Annotated in this window: 18 protein-coding genes and 1 pseudogene; 13 read left to right on the top strand and 6 right to left on the bottom strand. The window is 72.7% G+C overall.

Translation table 11 applies throughout. The annotated features are described in order from the left end of the window. Positions 1-27 precede the first annotated feature (27 nt). Entirely contained in the window at positions 28-606 is a 579-nt protein-coding gene (locus ACGFSC_RS18225; protein WP_359903689.1) for a helix-turn-helix domain-containing protein, read from the bottom strand. Positions 607-692: 86 nt separating this feature from the next. Between ACGFSC_RS18225 and ACGFSC_RS18220 the strand changes: the two genes are divergently transcribed. The 5 genes and pseudogenes from ACGFSC_RS18220 to ACGFSC_RS18200 form a co-directional block, all read left to right on the top strand. Next, a complete protein-coding gene (locus ACGFSC_RS18220) occupies positions 693-1574 on the top strand; it encodes an SDR family oxidoreductase (RefSeq protein ID WP_359903686.1) in 882 nt (293 codons plus the stop codon). Between the two features lie 214 nt (positions 1575-1788). Beyond that, complete coding sequence (locus ACGFSC_RS18215) at positions 1789-2640, top strand: NAD(P)H-binding protein (RefSeq protein WP_359903683.1); 852 nt, start codon at positions 1789-1791, stop codon at positions 2638-2640. 218 nt (positions 2641-2858) lie between these two features. Beyond that, complete coding sequence (locus tag ACGFSC_RS18210; RefSeq protein ID WP_359903680.1) at positions 2859-3095, top strand: hypothetical protein; 237 nt, start codon at positions 2859-2861, stop codon at positions 3093-3095. A 731-nt stretch (positions 3096-3826) separates the two neighbouring features. Beyond that, on the top strand, positions 3827-4381 hold the full coding sequence (locus ACGFSC_RS18205) for a hypothetical protein (RefSeq protein WP_359903676.1): 555 nt from the start codon (positions 3827-3829) through the stop codon (positions 4379-4381). Positions 4382-4524: 143 nt separating this feature from the next. Continuing rightward, a pseudogene (locus tag ACGFSC_RS18200) lies at positions 4525-4917 on the top strand (transposase); the annotation flags it as partial. Here the strand turns inward: ACGFSC_RS18200 and ACGFSC_RS18195 are convergent. After that, positions 4914-5444 (bottom strand): MarR family transcriptional regulator, encoded by a 531-nt coding sequence (locus tag ACGFSC_RS18195; protein WP_359903673.1) that lies wholly within the window; start codon positions 5442-5444, stop codon positions 4914-4916. The pseudogene ACGFSC_RS18200 and the gene ACGFSC_RS18195 sit on opposite strands and share 4 nt — an antisense overlap. A 109-nt stretch (positions 5445-5553) precedes the next feature. Between ACGFSC_RS18195 and ACGFSC_RS18190 the strand changes: the two genes are divergently transcribed. Next, positions 5554-7053 (top strand): MFS transporter, encoded by a 1500-nt coding sequence (locus ACGFSC_RS18190; protein WP_392863597.1) that lies wholly within the window; start codon positions 5554-5556, stop codon positions 7051-7053. Between the two features lie 131 nt (positions 7054-7184). Here ACGFSC_RS18190 and ACGFSC_RS18185 read toward each other — a convergent pair whose 3' ends face one another. The 3 genes from ACGFSC_RS18185 to ACGFSC_RS18175 all read right to left on the bottom strand — a co-directional run bounded on the left by ACGFSC_RS18185 (position 7185) and on the right by ACGFSC_RS18175 (position 10061). Then, positions 7185-7616: an Imm1 family immunity protein gene (locus tag ACGFSC_RS18185; protein ID WP_359903668.1), complete on the bottom strand. Its 432-nt coding sequence runs from the start codon at positions 7614-7616 to the stop codon at positions 7185-7187. A 1245-nt stretch (positions 7617-8861) separates the two neighbouring features. Beyond that, on the bottom strand, positions 8862-9680 hold the full coding sequence (locus tag ACGFSC_RS18180; RefSeq protein WP_359903665.1) for a hypothetical protein: 819 nt from the start codon (positions 9678-9680) through the stop codon (positions 8862-8864). Between the two features lie 141 nt (positions 9681-9821). After that, complete coding sequence (locus ACGFSC_RS18175; RefSeq protein ID WP_359903662.1) at positions 9822-10061, bottom strand: hypothetical protein; 240 nt, start codon at positions 10059-10061, stop codon at positions 9822-9824. A 1049-nt stretch (positions 10062-11110) separates the two neighbouring features. On the opposite strand from ACGFSC_RS18175, the gene ACGFSC_RS18170 reads away from it, so the two are divergent. Next, a complete protein-coding gene (locus tag ACGFSC_RS18170; RefSeq protein ID WP_359903659.1) occupies positions 11111-11482 on the top strand; it encodes a hypothetical protein in 372 nt (123 codons plus the stop codon). Between the two features lie 96 nt (positions 11483-11578). On the opposite strand, the gene ACGFSC_RS18165 is transcribed toward ACGFSC_RS18170, so the two are convergent. After that, a complete protein-coding gene (locus ACGFSC_RS18165) occupies positions 11579-12064 on the bottom strand; it encodes a hypothetical protein (protein WP_359903656.1) in 486 nt (161 codons plus the stop codon). A 769-nt stretch (positions 12065-12833) separates the two neighbouring features. Here ACGFSC_RS18165 and ACGFSC_RS18160 point away from each other — a divergent pair. The 6 genes from ACGFSC_RS18160 to ACGFSC_RS18135 all read left to right on the top strand — a co-directional run bounded on the left by ACGFSC_RS18160 (position 12834) and on the right by ACGFSC_RS18135 (position 21287). Continuing rightward, a complete protein-coding gene (locus ACGFSC_RS18160; RefSeq protein ID WP_359903654.1) occupies positions 12834-13244 on the top strand; it encodes a hypothetical protein in 411 nt (136 codons plus the stop codon). 177 nt (positions 13245-13421) lie between these two features. After that, positions 13422-15755, top strand: coding sequence for a protein translocase subunit SecD (secD, locus tag ACGFSC_RS18155; RefSeq protein ID WP_359903652.1), 2334 nt, complete (start codon positions 13422-13424; stop codon positions 15753-15755). Positions 15756-16123: 368 nt separating this feature from the next. Continuing rightward, complete coding sequence (locus tag ACGFSC_RS18150; protein ID WP_359908724.1) at positions 16124-17323, top strand: hypothetical protein; 1200 nt, start codon at positions 16124-16126, stop codon at positions 17321-17323. A gap of 508 nt (positions 17324-17831) precedes the next feature. After that, the gene (locus ACGFSC_RS18145) at positions 17832-18602 is read left to right on the top strand and encodes a CPBP family intramembrane glutamic endopeptidase (protein WP_359908726.1); all 771 of its coding nucleotides are present in this window, start codon (positions 17832-17834) and stop codon (positions 18600-18602) included. 128 nt (positions 18603-18730) lie between these two features. Beyond that, positions 18731-20290, top strand: a complete 1560-nt coding sequence (locus ACGFSC_RS18140; protein ID WP_359908729.1) for an alpha/beta hydrolase — start codon at positions 18731-18733, stop codon at positions 20288-20290. A 223-nt stretch (positions 20291-20513) separates the two neighbouring features. After that, positions 20514-21287 (top strand): maleylpyruvate isomerase family mycothiol-dependent enzyme, encoded by a 774-nt coding sequence (locus ACGFSC_RS18135; RefSeq protein ID WP_359908731.1) that lies wholly within the window; start codon positions 20514-20516, stop codon positions 21285-21287. Positions 21288-21359 lie beyond the last annotated feature (72 nt).

Raw genomic sequence — 21359 nt, 5'->3', positions numbered from 1 at the left:
CACCGGCGCTGGGCGGTGCTCGTCCGGTCAGCCCAGCGATGCGCTCGCCGCGCGCAGTTCGTCCAGGGCCGCGAGGGTGTACCCGGCGAGCTCGCCCTCGGCGCCGCGGTCGTCCTCGGCCCATTCGGCGTACCCCCGCTTGAAGGCGAGGACGCCCAGCTCGCCCGCGAGGGCCGCGGTCGGGTCGGGCACGCCGCGGGCGACCAGGGCGGTTGTCATCGCGGCCGCGAGGCTGACGGTCTTGAGGGCGTCGCGCTCCTGCAGCTCGGCGCTGGCGGCGACGGCGGCCTTCAGGCGGGGGGCGAGCTCGCGGCTCCCGGGGCCCATCGCGGTCGAGGCGCGTTCGAGACCGGCGGCGACCGCCTCGAGCGGGCTGGCGTCACCGGGCGCGTCGGCGATCCCCTCGGCCAGCAGCCGGCTGAGCGTCTCCTGCCCGGCGACCAGCAGTTCGCGCTTGTCGGGGAAGTGCCGGAAGAAGGTGCTCTTGGTGACCCCGGCACGCTCGGCGATCTGCGCGACCGTGGTGGCGTCGTACCCCTGCTCCGTGAACAGGTCGACCGCGGCCACGACGAGGCGTTCACGCGCACCTGGTTCCCATCGACCCATGGGGTTCAGCATACGTGATGGGACTCTTGTCCCATCACTCTGCTACGGTGATGGGACAAGAGTCCCATCACTTCTGGGAGGGTTCCATGCGCGTCTTCGTCACCGGCGGCACCGGCCTGATCGGTTCCGCCGTCGTCGCCGAACTCCTCGGCAACGGCCACACCGTCCTCGCACTCGCCCGCTCCGACGCCTCCGCACGGGCCGCCGAGGCAGCCGGCGCCGAACCGCTGCGGGGAGGCCTCGCCGACCTGGACGTCCTGCGTTCCGGTGCCGCCCGGGCCGACGGGGTGATCCACCTGGCCTTCGGCAACGACTTCAGCAGCCCCGAGGCCCTCGCCCGGAACGTCGCCGAGGAGACCGCCGGCCTCACCGCCCTCGGCGAGGAACTCGTCGGCAGCGACCGCCCCCTGGTCACCGTCTCGGGAACGCCCTGGGTGCCGGGCCGTACCTCCACCGAGGCCGACCCGGTACCGACCGACGGGCCGGTCGGCGGCCGCGGTCGCACGGTCACGGCGATCCTGGGCCTGGCCTCGCGCGGGGTCCGCAGCACGTCCGTACGCCTGCCGCGCACGGTTCACAACGAGGGCACGGGAGGGTTCGCCGGCCTACTGACCGACATCGCACGCCGAAGCGGGATCTCCGGCTACCCCGGCGACGGCACCCAGCGCTGGCCCGCGGTCCACGCGCTCGACGCGGCCGTTCTCTTCCGGCTCGCCCTGGAGCAGGCGCCGGCCGGCACCGCCTGGCACGCGGTGGCCGACGAGGGGGACCGGGTTCGGGACATCGCGGCCGTCATCGGCCGACGGCTGGGCCTGCCGGTCGAGTCGGTGCCGGAGGAGACCTACGGCCCGCTCGGCCCGATCTTCAGGGCCGACCAGCCCTCGTCCAGCACCCGCACCCGGCAGGCGCTCGGCTGGGAGCCGAACCACCCCGGCCTCCTGGAGGACCTGGAGAACATCCAGCCCTGACCGGCGACCGACCGTCCCGCCGCAGCGACATCTCGCATCCGCGCATCCGCGCATCCCGCGGTCGGCGCGCTCCGGCTCCCGACCCGTTCCCCCCGTACCGGCACGGACGACCGGGCCCGCCGGCGCCGGTCCGCCACCCGCGGGGCAGCGACACATCCCGCAGCACCCCCGTCGATGCGGCAATTCATGTCCACAACAAGCAGGAGGTTCCATCATGGTGGCAGTCGTCTTCGGCGCCCGCGGCAACGTCGGTCGTCATGTGGCCGGTGGCCTGCTGGCCGCCGGTGAGCAGGTCAGAGCGGTCAGCAGGACCCCGGCCGCGGGCTCGACGCCCGGGTGCGAAGCAGTCGTCGCCGACCTTGAGCGCCCCGAGACGCTCCCCGCAGCGCTCGACGGTGCCGACAAGGTGTTCCTGTACGGAATGCTCGACCCCCGGAAGCCCTACGACATCGAGAAGGTCGCCGCAACGGCCGCAGCCGCGGGGATCCGGCAGGTGGTCCTGCTCTCGTCGGTGTCGGTCTCCCTGGACCCCGACGCCGACCACCCGGTCACCCGCCTGAACCGCACGATCGAGCAGGCCGTCCAACGGTCCGGCATGGACTGGACGTTCCTCAGGCCGGGGACGTTCGCGACCAACACCCGCACCTGGTGGGCCGAATCGATCCGCACCGACAACGTCGTCCGCCTTCCCCGTCCGCTCGCGCAGTCGGCACCGGTGCACGAGAAGGACATCGCGGCGCTGGCGGTGACCGCCCTGACCGAACCGGGCCACTCGCACCAGGCCTACACCGTCTACGGGGCAGAGTCCCTGACCCTGCGACGCCAGGTCGAGCACATCGGCGAGGCCATCGGCCGTCACATCCGGATCGAGCACATCTCCGACGAGCAGGCCCGCGCGGAAGTCGCCAGAACCATGCATCCGGTCGTGGCCGAGGCGATCGTGAGTCAGTGGGCCGCCGCCGACGGCATCGTGGCCACGACGTCCGTCATCACCGAGAAGATCACCGGCGCTCCGGCACACACCTACGCCCAGTGGGCCGTCGACCACGCCGACGACTTCCGCTGAGCCTGCCGTGCCGACCGGCCGTACGGGGCGGCCCGGCTGCTCGACACTCCGGATTCCGCCGCCCTGGCCAGTACCCCCTGCGGGGTGGTCGGCAGCACCAGCTGCCGACCACCCGCAGCCGCGCTGCTATATTGAACACGTTCAAACTTGATGGGCGGGATCCGCTCCGGGATCCGCTCCGAACTCGGCCAGGGGGACACGTGGCACCAGGAAACGGTGTGGATGTGGCGGCGCGCGCAGTGATCACCGTGCTCACAACCTGGGCGACACTCGTCGCGCTCCTTCTCCTGCCGACGCTGCTGCCGAATCGATGGCAGTACTACATCTACTCGCCCGCCAGCGTCGCACTGTGGATGCTGTCCATGCTCGTCGGTCCGGCCCTGGCATGTGCGGGCAACCGGCAATGGATCCGCAACGGCGTACGGAGAGCCGCAGCCGGCGGAAGCCGGACCTGACCGAGCGGATCCGCCGCCGAACGCCGTCGACCACCCGAGCTGCGCACTGCGCTGTTCAGCCGGCAGGACCGATGTAGATCCACATGCCGATGTAGAGCGCGAACACGATCCCCGCCAGGGCGGCGAGAACCATCACGGTCCCCAGGCAGCCCTTCAGCAACCTCTTGTCGAGCACTCCGGTCCCTCCGTCTCACCTCGTGCCACCACGCTAGGAGTGCGACTCGGACCGGCGCCTGAGCAGCCGTACTCAAGCGGGCACGGGAGTCGGTGGCGAGGCCGACCGTCACGGGCTGCGCAGGACTGCGGCGACCTTGTCGAGGACGGTCGCGTGTCGCCGTTGATCGGCCCGTACGCCGAGGTGTGCGGCATCGGCCGGATCCGGCCGTCCTCGCGCTCCAGCCGCTCGACGACGGCCGCGCCGTCGGTCAACGCGGCCACGACGGCGCAGCTGTCCGCGGCCGGCGCCGGTTCCCCGAGGAGTCCGGCGAGCTGGTGGCCGGCTGTGATCGCCAGGGCGAGGACTGCCGGTAGCCCTGTCGGCGGCTCGCGGTTGACTGACGTCATGGACAACACCACCGACCATCTGCACCGCATCGACGCGCTGTTGGACCGCCCGGCTCCGCCGTCGCCCGGCTGCCCGCCGACGGCGACCTCGTCACCGCCCATCGCCGTCTCGTCGAGGCGTTGCGCCCGCGCTGGGGTCGTCGCGTGTCCTTGCGGCCGGTGGTTTCGTGGACCCCGCCCTGGACGACGGCAGCGGGTTGCCGCTGGTCGCGCCGCTCGCCGGGCGGCTCGTCGAGTTGTGCGGGTGGGTGGTGGGCGGGCGGTGGATCGGCTGCGGGATCGTCCGGGACAACGGCGGCGGCGGGTCGCACCTGGTCGCGGTGACGGCCCGCCGGGCCGACCCGGCGACGGCCTTCCTGCCCGGCGGGGAATCGGAGGAAGGGGCCGAGGTGCCGGGTGGGCGCTGGGTGCGGCGGCTCGCCGCCGTGACGGGCCGGCCGCGGTCGCGGCAGTGGCCCGACTCCGTCCGGGCCCACCAGTTCTACTGGCTGACGGAGGGCGCGGACCCGAACCGGTGGCCGGTCGTCGCCCGCAACGAGGACGGCGACAGCTGTGCGCGGTTCGACGGTTCCACCGCCGAGTTCGTCCACCGGCTCCTCACCGACCACCGGCACCCCTTCTCGGTCGCCGAGCTCATCGGCCGCCCCGACTTCGAGCCGTACGAGCCCCACGACCGCGACGACCCCTTCGAGGACCGCCGACTGCCGCAGCAGATCGGCTGACAGGTCCGCCGAGCGGACAAGGGACAGCCTCGTGAACCGACACGAGCACCGTGGTCACGGCCTCACCGCGCCCGACTCCGACGCGTTCTCAAGGCACCTCCACGGGCCACCGCAACCGGTTCCGCCGATGCCGCACGCGGCCTGCACGGGTGATCGACGCCAACAGCAGGTTCGTCGTTGCCGTCGGCCTTCCTGTGCCCGTCAACCGCAACGACTGCCGGGCCTTCACCGAGTCCGGTGTCGATCTGGCCTGCCGCGACGCCCCGGTACCGGCCGACGGCGGCTACCAAGGCACAGGACTCTCATGCCGCACCGCCGGCGCCCGGGCCAGGAACGTCCGACGCCTCGACAGGAAGCCGACAACGTCGTCCACCGATGGGCACGAGCCCGCGTCGAGCACACCTTCTTCCGCATGAAGGACTTGGAAGATCCTCCGCGAATGCCGCCTGCGCGGAACCGGTGTGCATCACGCCGTGCTCGGCATTGCCCGCCTCCACAACCTCGCGCTGGCCCGCCCCACCCGGGGCGGCCTCTAGCGCCGGCGGTCCCCGAGGGAGCCGGGGGGGCACGGGGCCACCGGGCTCCGCTCGGCGAGGTGGGCGTCCATGGTGGCGTTCAGATCGGTGATGAACTGCTCGAACTGTTGCAGGAGTTGTGGCGGATAGGGGGACATCGCGGCGTCGAGGCGGTGGGCGAGCGGGCCGAAGAACTCGTCCGCCCGCTCCTGGATGTGCGGGCCGCTCCGCAGGGTGACGATGCGCCGGTCGGAGTGCTCGCGGGTGCGGACGATGTGTCCGGCCGCTTCAAGGCGGTTCAGGAGTGCGGTGGTGGCGCCCGTGGACAGGGAGATGCGCTCGCTCAGCCGGGCCGGTGACAGCGGAGTCCCGCGTTCCTCGGCGGCGGCGATCTCCAGCACCGCGGTCGCGTCGGTGGAGTGCAGGCCCAGCCAGGCGGCGAAGCGCCGGCTGAGCTCGGCGTAGTGGCCGCCATAGATCCGCAGCCCTTCCATCAGCCGCTCGCGCCGCGCCGCGACACCGTCGCCCATCGCTTCCTCCACAGGCATTGCCACCTCGTCTCACCTGCCGGGCGTCCAGGTGGGCGGCCCGCTTTGACAACCTACCTCCACCAATTTACCTTCATCATGGAATTACTTCACCATGGAGGTATCTGGCGTGCGTGCCCCGTCCCCCACCCCCGACGAGACGACCGAGCCCTACCAGTGGCGATGGCTGATCCTGGTGGCGATGATCGTCGCGGAGGTCATGGATCTCCTGGACGCCTCGATCGTCAACGTGGCCGGACCGGACCTGGAGAAGTCCCTCGGTGCCGGTTCCGTCGGACTGCAGTGGGTGATCGGCGGCTACGCCCTCACCCTGGGCGCAGGGCTCGTGCTCGGCGGCCGGCTCGGCGACCGCTACGGACGGCGCCGGATATTCCTGATCGGCCTGGCGGCCTTCACCGCGGCCTCGCTGCTGTGCGCACTCGCGCCGAACATCGAGTCGCTGATCGCCTTCCGCCTGCTGCAGGGCACCGCCGGGGCCATGCTCCTGCCCCAGGGGCTGGGTCTGCTGCGGGAGAACTTCTCCGGCCCCGAGCTGACCAAGGTCTTCGCGGTCTTCGGACCCGTACTCGGCCTGGGCGGCATCATCGGCCCGGTCCTGGGCGGCTTCCTCATCGAGGGCGACTTTTTCGGCCTGGGCTGGCGGTCGGTGTTCCTGGTCAACCTGCCCATCGGGCTCACGGCACTGATCGTCGCCGCGAAGTTCGTGCCGAAGCAGCCGGGCGACCGCGCGGTTCGGGTCGACCTGACCGGCGCCGCCCTGGTCGCACTCTCCTGCGGTCTGCTGGTGTTGCCGCTCAACCAGGGGCAGGAGGACGGCTGGCCGCTGTGGACATGGCTGTCCATGGCCGCCTCGGCGATCGGTTTCGCCCTCTTCGCCCTCCAGCAGCGCCGCACGGCCGCCGCAGGCCGCGAGCCGCTGGTGACCCCGGGCCTGCTTCGCAAGCCGGCCTTCACCGTCGGACTCGGCGGCATCGCCCTGTTCTTCGGCGGGCTCATCGGCACCCAGCTCGTGCTGACCCTCTTCCTCCAGATCGGCCGGCACTTCACCGCCGGTGAAGCGGGCCTGGGCAACCTGCCCCTCGCGGTGGGAACCGCGATCGGCGGCGCCGTCAGCGGCGCGTTCCTCGCGGACAGGATCGGCCGCAGGGTGCTACAGATCGGACCGCTGGTCCAACTGGCCGGCGCGGCCCTGTTGTGGGCCGAGCTCGACCGCCTCGACGCCGCCTCGTTCGCGATCCGGGACATCGCCCCCGGCGTGGCAGTGGCGGGCGTCGGCGCCGGCATGGTGATCGCCGCCCTGTTCAGCTTCATCCTGGCCGCCGTCGACGACGACGAGATCGGCTCCGCCTCCGGTGTCCTGTCCGCGGTCCAGGCAGTCGGCGGCTCCATCGGTGTCGCGGTCTTCGGCTCGGTGTTCTTCGCCCAGGCCAGGACCGGTGACTTCATCGACGGCTTCCACCGCGCCCTGATCGTCCAGGCATGCCTGCTGACGGTCTTCCTCGCGATCACCTTCCTCCTGCCCCCAAAGGGCCGCCCCGAAGAAGAACAGCACGGCGCCGCCACCCAGCCCGCCACCGGCTCCGACGCGGAGCAGCACCTCACCGCGTGAAACACAGCCGGGGAGAGCGCCCACGAAAGCCCCCTCCCCTGCACCGACACTGGCCAGCTGGGCAACCCAACCCGACCGCACGCCACGAGCAGAGCCCAGGCGAAGGCCACTGTTGGATTACGGGACGGCCTTCAGCCGTCAGGGAACCGCTCTTTCCACGGGACACATGTGGGCCGCTTCCCTCCCGAAGCCAGGAACTCCTCGACGGCATTTCGAACGATGTCGATCGAAATCTCAACCCGGTCCGAGAAATCGGTCCAGTGTCCGGCAAGATAGTACACCGGCGCATTCCTGGTTTCGGGACCCCCTGCGGAAATGACACTGCCCCCGCTATCGGCGAAGGCGACCACTCCGAGCTGGACCGCCCTGTCCACTCCGATCAGAAACTCGTGATCGGGCCATTCCGGCATCATCGAGGGGCGGTCCAGATGAATGATCTGGGCCAGGTTTTGGTGAACCGGCCCAGTCAGAAGATCCTCGATCAGGACACCGACCTCATCGACCGAATGAAGATAATCGGGCTCCACAATTCGATCTTCCCTGTACCGGAGTTCAGCTCGCATCGCCACTCCTTCCCCACTCAACCCTTCTTCTCATTCCCGGCAGTCCCGAAGGTCTTCGAATCCCGGCCGCTTCCATCCTTATTCGGGGAAGTGGACCGCGAGGCCCGTATTGTCATCCTCAAGGACTTCCTGTACGTGTTCACAACAGGCGCTGATGACATCGCCCCCTCCAGGTCGAAGAAATCGCTGATGCCTGCCGGCTGCCCGTGAGGCGGATCGTGTCCGCCGGACTGCGCGACCAGCTGGCCGCCGCACCCGCGCAGCCGCCCGCCGCGCACGACACAGAGGGGCCCCGCGGACCTTGTGGTCCACGGGCCCCTCTCGTTGCGCACGGCGGTTGTACCCGGACACACGCGCCCTGAGTCGGCTTCCCCCTGAGTGCCTGATGATGGGAGGGGCAGTGCTCGGATGAGGCGCAGCAGTGTGTCCCTGCACGCGGTCATGGCCAGGCGTCCCGGGAGCCGGGCTCCGGCCCGCCCTCCCAGGTACAGGGCGATGTCAGTGAGTTGAGCGGTGAGGGCGGTCGTGCGGCGAGCGTGTCGGGACGTCAGATCCGGGATCTGCTCGGCGAACGTCCGCTGCCCGCAGCGGTCGTTGCCGCACACCGGATGCCGCGCTCTGAGCTCCAGGCGCACCCGCCTGCCGGCTACGGGGCGATCTGCCAGTCGCCGCTTGTAGTAGCAGTGCAACCGCGACGATCTGTGCTCGCATCCCGGACAGGCGGCCGACGCCGCCACGGACCGTACGGCAAGGCGAACCTCGCCCTCCCCGACAATCATCGCTTCGATCTCCACCCCGACACCCGGGAAGAGCAGGTCAGCGACCCGAACTCCATCAGCCACGCCCAGGTGATGCCCACCTGTCTGTGGCCCCGCGCGAACCCCTCAATCAGCGACAGAGCCCGGAAGTTGAGCCAGAACCACGACTGGTGATTAAGCCAGGCCTCGGATGCTTCTCGTGGTACTCCCGGCTCAGCAGCACTGTCGGAGCCATACGGGTCTCATCGGCATCAACCTGAGCGGTCCTCGCAACGGCAACCGATGCTGCGCCCAGGAGCGGGATGACTGGCGAGTGGAAGAGTCTCGATCGGCGCATCGGGACACCGTAGGACGACTGGGTAGCTTGCAGAGAGTTATCGGATCGTATGCGTCGTCAACCTTCGGGTGTTCACCGGTTGCCTCGTGCGTGGACCAGGCCGTCGGACCGAGTGACAGGTGGTCGTTTCGCCTCACGGACGGCGTCCTGTCAGGAGCGGCCGAACCAGCGGTGCTTGGGCCGGGGCTGGGGCGTGGCGTTCTTCGCCGGGGCCGCGGACGGGTCGTCGTACTCGCGGGAGATCACCTGGATCCGGCCCGACTCGGGGTCGTGGCGCACGGTGTCGAGGCCCTGGCGGTCGAGTTCGGCGATGGTGTCGGCGTGGGTGGTGGTGTTCAGGGCGAGCATCCCGACCTTCGGGTGCCTCGGGCCGGGCTCGACCTCCTGGCCGAGCAGGATCTGCATCAGGCGGTCGGCGGAGGCCGAGGGCAGGTCCTCGTCCACGGCGACGTGCAGCAACAGGTGTTCCTCACCGCTGGCCCGCAACCGGGCGTGCGCCACCCACACCGAGCGGACGGCGGGGAACTCCCGGATCCGCCGAACCAACGCGTCGCGCAGGGCGACGGCCACCGGGTCGGTGGACCGACTGAGCTTCATCTCCGCTCCGGGCCCGCGGGTCGCCCAGTTCCGCAGCACCTGCTCGGGAAGGATCGCCTGACCGTTTCCGGAGCGGACCGCGAGTACGGTGACGCCGGTCTTCTCCAGGATGTCCCTCAGCCGTGCCGCGTCGCAGTGCACCGTCCCGGCGGCGTCCGGCAGCAGTTGCGCGCCGAGTGCCGCGTCGGTGAACGCGAGCAGCGTGGGCGACTGTTCGTCGTCGGGGAGAAAGATCACCGATCCGGTGTCGGTGACGGGAACGAACACCCCGCCCTCGAACAGCGCGGCGAGCACCGCCTCCGGAGCGGGCTCGTGCCCGTCCGTGCGGCGATCGAGAAGGTCGGCGAGACACACGTTCGAGTTGTCGATCACGCGTGCAGCGTAGTGCCCGGACTGTGCGGAGGCCGCGGGAACCGGCAGGCCGAGGGTGCCCTGGGTTCAAGGCCCCACGTGGTCCGCCGTCAGGTTCTCCGGCGAGGTACCGTGCCGTCGTGTGGTGCTTGCGAACCGGCTCTACCGGAGGTCCCACTCCTCGCGGGGCAGGTAGTGCCAGAGGTCGAGCCATTCGTGCGGTAGGAAGAGCGGTCGGGTCGGTTCGATGTCGCCGACGCATTGGGAGCGGATCGCGAGACCGTAACCGGAGACGGACAGGGCTCCTGCGCTGCTGTACCTCGGGTCGCTGCGGGCCGGTCGGTGAGCGAGCCGGTTCTCCACCACGTGCGGCAGGCCGCCGGTCAGCGGGGTACCGTCCAACCTGACCTGGGGGGCCGTTCTGCGCGCCCACGGCCACGCACGCCAGGCCGTTGCTCCTCCCGAAGAGGGCTCTGATGCCGGTGGTGGGGAACTCGGCGAGGGTGAGCGAGTGCTCGCCGCTCCCGGGATCGTAGGTGGACAGGACCGTCCCGGTTTCGCGGAGGGTGGCGGCGATCTCCTGCAGGCTCATGCCGAGGTGCAGTGGGCCGACGCCGATGTACGGGGTGAACGTCCACTCGTCGTGGTGCGGCATCGTGGTCTGCCACGGGCTTCGGCGGTCCGGTTTGGCGCCCCGGACGGCTGTGGGCGGTTCGGGTGCCGGTCCGGGCGGTGCCGCCCGCTCGACTGCCGCCCGGGCCGGGCGCCACCGGCCGGGCGGCTCCAGGGCTGCGGTGTCCTCCGGCTGCCCGGCCGGCCATCGGGCCGCCCGTTCCCCGCCCTCGTCGAACGGGTCCCGCGCCAGTGCGTGTGCCCGCCCGGCGGCTGCGCGGCGTTCCTGCTCCACAGCGAGGAGGTCCGAGCTGCCCTCGCCCCAGGCCTCCAGCCGTTCCCGGGCGATCCACCGGTAGTACGAGTCCGCACTCGGAGCCAGGACATCGCGAACGGCGGGCGCGTGCCGCGGGACGGACGCGGCGAGGACAAGGTCAGCGAGCAGCAGGGCGCTGGCCGCGACGGCTGCCTCCCGTACCCGCGGATCCCCGTCCTCGCAGAAGGGCGCTACGCGAGCATGGAGCGCCGGCCGCACGGCGCGGTCGGCGGCCAGGTCCTGCGGCGTGCCGACACCGTCCCGGACGTCCTGGCGGGCGAGGTCGGCGAAATTGGCCAGCCAGTTCAGCAGTTCCGCGCGCAGCGGCCGCGTGCCGGCTCTGCGCTCCCACCGGTCCTCGGCGAGGGTCCGCGGGTCGTCGAGAAGGGCGGCGACGACCAGGGCTGCCGGGGCGGTCGCCGGGAACAGCCGCTCCTGGTCGAGGAGCAGCCGGTACAGGTCCCGGACCGACCGGGCTCGGCGGGTTCGGTCGGCGGCGAGCAGCCCTCGGAGGATGTCGGGGGTGTCGGGCACGTTGTGCAGGCCGGTACAGGAGTGCGGCAGCCCGTTCCAGCACGTACGGGTCGCAGTCGTCCTCAACCCCTCCACGCCACGCCGGCTGGTCGACGCCGCGGTGGGCAGCAAGCTGGACCACGTCCGCTGGTGGGCCTTGCACCGGACGACCGGCCAGAAGCTGATGAGAAGCGCGGCGGCGTCCGCCGGCACGGAGAACCGGAGCTGGCTGGCCGGCAACCCGAACCTCCCGCTCGACGTGCTCACGGCGCTCGCCACGGATCCGTCGCAGGGCATTCGCTACAAGGTCGCCACCAACCCGATCTGCCCTCCGGAACTCCGGGAACGCCTTGTGGCCACCCTCGATCCAGGCCCCGCGTAGGGAAACACACCGTCCTCAGGTCCTCCAGGTGCCGCTGTGGCGGGCCTCGCTGTCATCGACGTGACACGGCGTGACACCCGTCATCACCGCGTCCCGTCAGCAGTCCGGGCAGTCGGTGGGGGCCGGCGGCTGCGGGAAGTCCTCCCGACCGTCGAGCCAGCCAGTGAGACGATCGGCCAGGGTGAAGTCCTCCGGGAACAGCGCGTGTCGTAGACACCGTACGTTCGGGTCCCAGCCCCACATGCGGCCTTCCGCGGTGCTGAAATCGACGAGGGACCAGATCGCACAGCCCCAGGTGAGCAGTGGCACGACCGATGTCGGATATCCGACTCCACAACCCTTGGCCCACTCCGAGTACGCCTCCAGAACCGGCGGGTCGTCGGTGTCCTCGGTCAGGGACAGGGCACCGCCCCATCGGCCGAACCCGCCATTGGCAACTTCGAGATAGATCCGCTTGAGCAAGAGCGGCATCGAATGCCCCACGACCGCTTCGAGTTCGGACACGGCCTCGGGAGGCGCGGGCGGAGGCAGCTCTCCGGCGTGGTGCTCCCGGAGCCTCTCGATGATCTCGTCATCCATCACGGGGCCTTCGTAGCAGGCATCACCGACACCGACCGTAACCCGGGCTCGGGCCTGGCCCGCCGAGCCCCGGCAGACCAGGACGCCGCACCGGCCTCGCTGATCCCGCGGTAGCGAAGGCATCGCACTCCGAGCGTCTGCGGACCGCGGCCGGTCCCGCCAGGCGCTCCCGTCCCCAACGACCAGGCCCAACACCCCTACCCCGCCGTGAGTCCGGGCCCCTGGCCGCCCCTCGTACCCCGCCCACCAAAGCGACACGGCGCGGCAAAGCGGAGGCGAAGTGGCAGCTGCCAGGGGGTCTGCCCGCCCACTGCGGTGGCTCATCGGCCACACCCGCACGGGGGGGGTGACAGCCAGATCGACAACGCGGCAGAGCGGATGAGATCGGCCCCACCCGTGCCGGGGGGGGTGACCCTCAGGCCTTGACCTCTCGCCAGGTGTGCCTCCCATCAGGCCAGCCTGCGTGGAAGCGGCCCGGAGAACTGACGGATCGCCACCGATGCCGGAAATTGACCGCCTGCCCCGGTTCGGTGCGCGGGCAGCACAGCAGCGGACGCCCACTGATGGAGAGCACCGCGCGGACCCCCGCCGGACCGTGACCCCGGCCCCTGCCCCGATCGGTCCAGTCCAGTCCAGTCCAGTCCGGTCCGGTCCGGTCCGGTCCGCCGCCCGAACGTCCCCATGCGGCTGCGCCGTCGCCTACAGTGAGAGCTTCTTGCGGACGGGACCGGGTGACGGCACGAGCGGGGAGGGGGCCGGAGTGGAGCGACGCGTGCGTCGGACCGCGGCGGCCGCGCTGTCCTGGGCGTTCCTCGCGGCCTGGGCCGTCTGCCAGGTCCTCCTCGGCACGGCAACGGGCGCGGCGCAGCCGGCCCTCGGTGCGCCGCCCGCCGTCACTGCCCCGGCCGCCCCGGCCGCTGTACGGCTCGGTCCGGCGGGCGCGGAGGTCCGGCGCTCCGCGGACCGCACCGGCTCCGATGTCGTCCAGCGGCAGTCGGCCGCCGCCGAGCCCGGTGTCCGGCTGCCCGCGCTCCCGCCGGCTGTGCTTCCGGCCGCAGGGACGGACGCCCCCCGGTTCCGGCCCGGGGTGTACGCCGCGGGTCCGCGTCAGGAGCGGGCGCCGCCGTTCGACCGCTACGACCCCCGCCACACCCGCGGTCCCCCCTCCACCCGGTCCAGCTGACGTCCCATCGCGCCCGCCGACCCGGGTGCCGCGGCCTGCCCGCGGCCCGGACGGGAGGGCTCCGGCCACCGTGCCCGGAGCGTTCCCGGCGGCGCGCCGTCCCCTCGCGTCCGCCCGTCCCGGGTGCGGCGTCCCCCCGAGGACGCCCGGCTCCCGCGGACCGCCCGTGGAGTACCCATGCCTTCTCGCCGTACCGCGTTCTGGCGCGCGCTCGTCGCGCTCGCCGTCGTCGGTGTCTCGCTCTGCATCGCCCTGACCACCCCGCCCCGCCTCGGCCTCGACCTGCGCGGCGGCACCCGGATCGTCCTGGAGACCCAGGACTCGCCCACCGTCCGCGCCGACGCGGACGCCACCGACCGGACGCTGGAGGTGCTGCGCCGCCGGGTCGACGGCCTCGGCGTCGTCGAACCCTCGCTCGCCCGCGCCGGGGAGCGGCGCATCGTCGTCGAACTCCCCGGCGTCCAGGACCCCCGCGAGGCCGCCGGGGTCATCGGCCGCACCGCCCAGCTCACCTTCCACCCCGTCGTCGCGACCGCCGACGGCCCGGCCGGTCCCCCCGCGGCGGACGGGTCCCGGGTCCTCGCCGACCCCGGCCTCCCCGGCGGCCACCTGCGGCTGGGCCCGCCGGCGCTGACCGGCGACGGCGTCAAGGACGCCTCGGCCGTCCTCGACACCCGGACGGGCCTCGGCTGGAGCGTCGACCTCTCCTTCCGCGGCTCGGCCGGCGACGCCTGGGCCCGGCTCACCGGGGAGGCGGCGTGCGCCGCGCCGGCCGACCCCGCCCGCCGGGTCGCCATCGTGCTCGACGACCGTGTCCTGTCCGCCCCCGGTGTCCAGGACAGCGTGCTCTGCGGGCAGGGGATCACCGGCGGTTCGACGCAGATCACCGGCGGCTTCTCGGCCGACGAGGCCCGCGACCTCGCCGCCCTGGTCAAGGGCGGCGCCCTGCCCGTCCCGGTGACGGTGATCGAGCAGAGCACCGTCGGCCCCACCCTCGGCGCCGAGGCGATCCGGGCCAGCGCCCTGGCCGCGGCCATCGGCCTGCTCTGCACCGGGGCCTTCATCATCGCGGTGTACCGCCTGCTCGGCGTGCTGGCCACCGTCGCGCTCGCCCTCTACGGACTGATCTCGTACGCCGCCGTGGTCGCGCTCGGCACGACGCTCACCCTGCCCGGGCTGGCCGGCTTCGTCCTCGCCATCGGCATGGCGGTGGACGCCAACGTGCTGGTCTTCGAACGGGCCAGGGAGGAGTACACCGCTCCTCGGGCGGCCGGCCCCGGCAAGGAGCGCGACCTGCGGCGCCCGCTCCGCGTCGGGTTCGCGAAGGCATGGAGCGCGGTGGCCGACTCCAACGTGACGACGCTGCTCGCCGCCGGTCTGCTCTTCGTGTTCGCCACCGGCCCGGTCAAGGGCTTCGGGGTGACGCTCTCGATCGGCGTGCTGGCCTCGATGTTCTCGGCCATGCTGATCACCCGGCTGCTCGCCGAGTGGGCGGTGCGCCGGCCCGCCGTCGTCCGGCGGCCCACCCTGACCGGCATGGCCACCGTCGGCCGGCTCCGGACCCGGCTGACCCGGCGGCCGCCCCGGCTGATGCGCCACCGGCGGCGCTGGCTGGGCGCCTGCGCCGGCCTGCTGCTGCTCGCCCTGGCCGGGATCGGCGGGCGCGGCCTGGACTTCGGCGTCGAGTTCACCGGCGGCCGGGTGGCGCAATACACGGCCGCGCAGCGGGTCGACGCGGACGCCGCCCGCGCGGCGGTGGTCGGCGCCGGGTTCCCGCAGGCCGTGGTGCAGACCACCGGCGACACCGGCGTGTCCGTCCGCACCAAGGAGACCGGCGACGACCAGCAGCAGCGCATCCGGGAGGCGCTCACCGGCGTCACCGGCGAACTGTCCGTGGAGCGCGACGAACTGATCGGGCCGAGCCTCGGCAGCGAGCTGCGCGGCTACGCGCTGGCCGCGCTCGGGCTCGCGGTCGCCGCCCAGTTGCTCTACCTCACGATCCGCTTCCGGTGGACCTTCGCGACCGCCGCGGTGATCGCGATGGCGCAGGACCTGCTGCTCGTCCTCGGCCTCTTCGCCTGGCTGGGCAAGCCGGTGGACAGCGTCTTCCTCGCCGCGCTGCTCACCATCGTCGGGTACTCGGTCAACGACACGGTGGTGGTCCTGGACCGGCTGCGCGAGCTGCGCCGGACCGGGACGAAGGCGAGCTGGGCGGCTCTCGCGGACCGCGCCGTGGCGCAGACCCTCCCCCGGACGGTGAACACCGGCATGGGGGCGCTGTTCGTCCTGGTGGCCCTGGCGGCCCTCGGCGGCGACTCGCTCGCCGACTTCTCGGTGGCGCTGCTGGCCGGGGTCCTGATGGGCACGGCGTCGACGGTGTTCACCGCGATGCCGGTGGTCGTGCTGCTCCAGGACCGGTTCCCGGACCGGCCGCGGGAGGCCAGGGCGGCACGGGCTCCTCACGCGGCGGGCGCGGCGCGGGCGCGCGACCACAACGGGGCGGTGGTCTGAGCGGCGCCGGTTCGGCGGGGAGGCCGTGCGTCCTGCGACCGGCCGGCCGACTGCGGTCGGCCGGCCGGTCGCCGGGGAGGGCTGCTGCGCGCTGACCGCGCCATGGGCTCGACCTGTCGTACGTGCCGCCGCAGAGCCGGCAGTGTGCTTGGAAGGGCGTGTCCTCGTTCCGGGAGAAGTCCGCGGAAAATTTCTTCGAACCGACCTGCAACCCCCCGACGGGATGGACGTCTATCAGGGTGAGAGGCGGGGAGAGCGAGCCGGCGGAGCCGGGGGGCTCGGGCCGGCTCCTCGGGGCGCGACATCAGGCGCCCGCTCATCCGATCACCATCACCTTCATCACCACGTGTCCTTGGGGGGACTGTCACATGAACGCGTCCGTTATCACCCGTATTGCGAAGATCGTCCCGCTGGCCGTCGTCGCCGCCGTCGGTGTCGCCGCCTGCGGCCCGACGAACGGCGGAGCGTCCGTCGCCGCCCCCGCCTCCACCCCGGCCGTCACCTCCTCCGCCACCCCCGGCGCGGGCGCCGTCCCGACCACCCCCGCCCCGGCCGCGCCGACCACCCCGGCCGCACCGACCACCGAGACGGCCCCGCCCGCCGCCGCGCCCGCCGCCGAGGCCCCCGCGGCCGCGGCCGCCAGGACCGACGTCAAGGCCGCCGCGAAGGCCCCGGCCAAGCCGGCCGCGCCGAAGGCCCCCGCCCAGTCCGGCGGAAGCGGAAGCGGCATCGGCATCACCTTCGGCGGCCTGCACGAGGGCGGGAAGATCGGACTGAACGACCTGGTCCCCTTCACCGTCACCTGGAAGAACAACGACGCCACCGGCACCCGCAGCGTGGCCCCCGTGGTGGCGACCCAGCAGTACGAGGGCGCGCCCTGCACCATGGTGCTCGCGATGGCGCAGGGCACCCTGGAGCGCAAGGACGCCTCCGGCTGGAAGAAGCTCGACCACCTCAGCCAGGGCGGCGGGATGGACTACGCGGGCACCGCCGACGACGCGGCCTTCACCCTGGCCGCCGGCCAGAGCCGGACCGTCGAGTACCGGATGCGGCTGTCCCTGGCCAACCGTCCGGGGCGGATCACGATCGAGGCGGACGCCCCCGTGCCGCACTCCAGGGACTACCGCGACATGGCGAAGGCCGAGCTGAACGCCACGGTCGTCGACAGCCACAGCCCGCAGATGCTCTCGGTGATGCCGCCGGCCAAGGGCGTGGTCACCACGGACCCGATCCCGTTCAGCTTCCGGGTCTCCTCGCCCGACGGCACCACGGGTCTGCGCCCCCGGGTGGCCGTGTGGAGCTCCGACGCGCTGACCCCGAACGACGTCACGGTCGAGGCCCGGGTCGGCGACGTGTGGAAGCCGGTCGAGCTGAAGGACGACTGCGGCCTGGTCACGGTCGACCCGAACGTTCCGGGCGTCCGCGACGGCAACACGGTCGAGTACACCTTCCGGGCCACGTTCAAGGAGGCCCCGAAGTACGGCACCGACGTGGACATCCGGGTGAGCGCGGCGTCGAACGGCCACCAGTCCGTCGAGCGGTCCGTCTTCCTGCGCGACGCACGCTGACACCGCACACCCCCACCGCGAGCCGAAGGGCCCGGCCTCCCCCGCCCGGGAGGCCGGGCCGAGCCCCGTCGAAGGGCGCCCGGCCAGGCGCCGTCACGCGGCCCGGCCCCTCGGCCCGGCACGCCGGGGAACAGTCGGACCGGTCTTCGTTCGCCCTCCTCCTCCGCGTTGTGCACGACGTAGTGGCGTACCACCTCGCCGTGTTCGGCCGGCCGTTCCTCGACGGGTACACGTCCGCGAACATCGAGCCCGGGAACAGCGTCTCCCGGTGCTCGGCCAGGAACGCGAACCCACTCCCCGCCGGGATCGGCTCCCGGCCCGTCTCCCGGACGTCCGGCCCGACCGGATCCCCGACCGGATCCCCGGCCCACTCCCCCGTCGCCACGAAACGAGTCCGGCCCCACCGCACACGCGATGGGGCCGGAACCTGAAAGGCCATCAGCACACTTGTAGGCCCAACTCGAAGGAACTGACGCCGACTTGACGGTGTCGTGCCTACCATCGAGCTGTGTTGACGCGGTGGGGGAGCCAGGTGCGCCGGCATCCGGTGGCGGGGGCGGTCGGGGCCGCGGTCGTCTGGCAGGCGACGATCGTGGTGGTGGCGAAGGTGCTGCCGCCGTTGGATCCGGGGTGGTTCCCGCAGTTGGGGCCGACCGTGGTCAATCTGGCGGGCGCGGCGGTGGTGTTGGCGCTGCTCCGGACCTGGGGGCTGCTGGCGGCCGGCGGGGTGGCGGGCCCAGGGGTGATGGCGCGCTGGCCGGTGCTGCTGCCGGTGACGGTGCTGGCGGGGCTGGCGGCGCTGCCCGGGGTCGAGGGCGGCACGGCGGCCCTGGCGGGCGGGGTGGTGCTGATGCTCGCCATCGGGGTCAGCGAGGAGCTGAGCAGCCGGGCGCTGGTGCTGGAGGTCGCACGGCCGCTCGGCCCAGTGCGCGCGGGGACGCTGACGGCGGTGCTGTTCGGGGTCGGGCACCTCGACAACTGGCTGTTCTTCGACGCGCCCCTGGGCAACACGCTGTGGCAGGTGCTGGAGGCCGGCGCGTTCGGCTTCTTCCTGTGCGGCGCGCGGCTGTACATCGGGAGTGTCTGGCCGCTGGTGCTGCTGCACGCGCTGGCCGACTACCTGGAGGTCTACTCGCCCGGGAAGACGGCCGACTGGCTGCGGGCGCTGGACGTGGCCGTCGACCTGGCGTTGGGGCTGGCGCTGCTGCTCCGCGCCCGTACCGCTCCCGCTCCCGCACCCGCACCCGCACCCGCTCCCGCGCCCGCGCCGCAAACCTGATCCCGCCGCTACGCCCGCCCGGCTTCGTCGTCAGCGAAGCTTTTTCCGACGGACCGTCATATTGTTTGCCCCGCACGCGTCCTGTACGGAGGCGCCCGGACCGGGCCCCGCACCGCCGAGGAGACGTCTTGACCTACCTCCGCCGCCGCGCCGCCGCGGCCGCTCTCGCCCTCGTGGCCGGCCTGACCGCGGCCGCCGCCACCGCACCGGCAGAAGCCGCCGCACAGGCCGCCGGCGTTCCTCAGGGGCTCGACCGCTACTACCAGCAGCGCCCGGACTGGCACAGCTGCGTCCAGGGCCCGCAGGACGAGGAGGGCGCCGCGCTGGAACGGGCCGGCGCCCGCTGCGCGGAGGTCACCGTGCCGCTCGACTACGGCGCCCCCGGCGGACGCACCGTCACGCTGGCGCTCTCCCGGATCAAGGCCACCGACACCCGCCACCGGATCGGCACGCTGCTGCTCAACGACGGCGGCCCCGGCAGTCCGACGCTCGGTGCGCCGCCGCGGGTGCACGCCGCGTTGAAGGACACCGCCGCCCGCTTCGACATCGTCGGGCTGGACCCGCGCTTCGTCGGCCGCAGCGCCCCCCTCGACTGCGGCTGGCCGATCGGCTTCAGCATCACCTCCGCCGGGACCGGCCGGGCCTCCTTCGAGCGCCAGGTCGCCCTCCAGCGGGACCTCGCGACCCGGTGCCGTTCGGCGGCCGGGGACCTGCTGCCGCACGCGAGCACCCGCGACGCGGCCCGGGACATGGACGTGGTGCGGGGCGCGCTCGGCGAGCGGCGGATCTCCTACCTCGGCCTCTCGTACGGCACCTACCTCGGCACGGTGTACACCCAGATGTTCCCCGGCCGCTACGACCGGGTGGTCCTGGACAGCGCGCTGTACCCGGCCCACGCCGGGCCGGCGCTGCTCCCCAACATGGCGCCGGAGAACGAGCGGGCGTTCGCCGACTGGGCGGACTGGGCGGCGGCCCGCCACGACACCTACGGGCTGGGCCGCACCCGCGAGGACGTGGTCGCCGGGGTGCTGCGCACGGTCCGGGCGGCCGCGGCGCGCCCGCTCGTGGTCGGCGCCGGCGCGGACGCCTTCGAGCTCGACGACACCCGGGTGCCGATGGTGGTGTTCATGAACCTCGCGGGCGACTCCGACGCGGATCGGGCGGGCCTCGCCGAGCTGGTGGCGACGCTCGCCGAGGCCGCGTCGGGCCGGCCGGTCACCCCCTCGGACGGGATCACCGCCATGCTGCGCTTCCTCTTCACCCCGCAGGGGTCGCAGGCCGGCAGCATCTCGCAGGCCATCCTGTGCGCGGACGGTACGGCGCCGCGCGACCCGGAGGACTACTGGCGCCGGATCGAGCGCGACCGCGCCCGGTACCCGCTGTCCGGCCCGCTGCTCGACAACATCTCCCCGTGCGCCTTCCTGGACCCCCCGCGCGAGGCGCCCACCGAGGTGCGCCGCGACGCCCCGGCGCTGATCCTCTCCGCCACCGGGGACCCGCGCACCCCCTACCGGGACGGCGTCGCGCTGCACGGGCTGCTGCCCGGCTCCCGGCTGCTGACCCTGCGGGGCGCCGACCAGCACGGGCTCTACGGGACGTACGGCAACGCGTGCGTGGACGACGCGGTCAACGCCTACCTGGCCGGCGGACGCCTGCCGGAGGCCGACCTGACCTGCACCAAGGCGTAGCCGAGGCGTCCCGGCCCGCTTGTCCTGGAGGCCCGCTGACGGTCTTTCAGGTTCCGGCCCCATCGCGTGTGCGGTGGGGCCGGACTCGTTTCGTGGCGATGGAGGAGACGATGGAGGAGGCGATGGAGGAGTGGACTGGGGAGCCGCCCGTGCAGGGGCCTCGGTCGTCGTCGCCCGACAAAATCGCTATCAGACGGCCGGAGCGCCGTGATAGACAACCGGCGTGCAAAACATTGTGGAGTTTCCCGAGGTCCTGCGGCTGATCGAGGACCGGTCGGCCGCTTTCCGCGCCGCGATCGCGGCCGCCCCCGACCTCGACGTCCAGGTCCCGACCTGCCCGGACTGGACGCTGCGCGAACTGGTGCAGCACCTCGGCGACGGCCGCCGCCGCCAGGCCGCCATCGTCGCGGCGGGCCCGGGCGCCGAGCCCCCGGCGAAGACGTCCCCGAAGGGCGCCCCGACCGCGCCCCGCGACCGCGAAGCCCTGGACGCCTGGCTCGCCGAGTCGACCGAGCTCATGCTCGACGCGCTGCGCGAGGCCGGCCCGGACCGCGGCTGCTGGACCTGGTGGGGCCGCTCGCAGGCCCCGGAGACCAGCGGAGCCCTGGCCCGGCACCAGATCCAGGAGATAGCCGTCCACACCTACGACGTCCAGCTCGTCCTGGGCGCCGCACAGCCGCTGCCGACGGACGTCGCGGTCGAGGGCGTCGACGAGTTCCTGACGACCGTCTCGGCGACGACCGTCCCCTGGCCGTTCAAGCCGGCGACCATCGACCTGCACGCGACCGAGGGCCGCTCCTGGCGCCTGACCCTCGACGCCGACGGTGTCCGCTGCGACGACCTCGCCGCCGACGCGGAGCCGGGCGACATGGTGATGCGAGGCGCGGCGAGCGAACTGGTCCTCTACTTCTACGATCGCGTCCCGCTCGACAGCCTGGAGAACACCGGCAGCACCGAGCCGATGGAGCAGCTCGCGGAGTGGGACCCGAACGCGTAGAACGCGCGCTCGTGACGCAGCTGTCGGTGGTGCGCGCGCTCCTGCGGGCGTCACCGGGCCCGGGGTCGCGGA

It is taken from the genome of Kitasatospora sp. NPDC048715 (assembly GCF_043198905.1).
GTDB lineage: Bacteria > Actinomycetota > Actinomycetes > Streptomycetales > Streptomycetaceae > Kitasatospora > Kitasatospora lactacystinica.
Note: the sequence above shows the minus strand (reverse complement) of the source record. Positions and strands in the feature narration are given on the sequence as shown.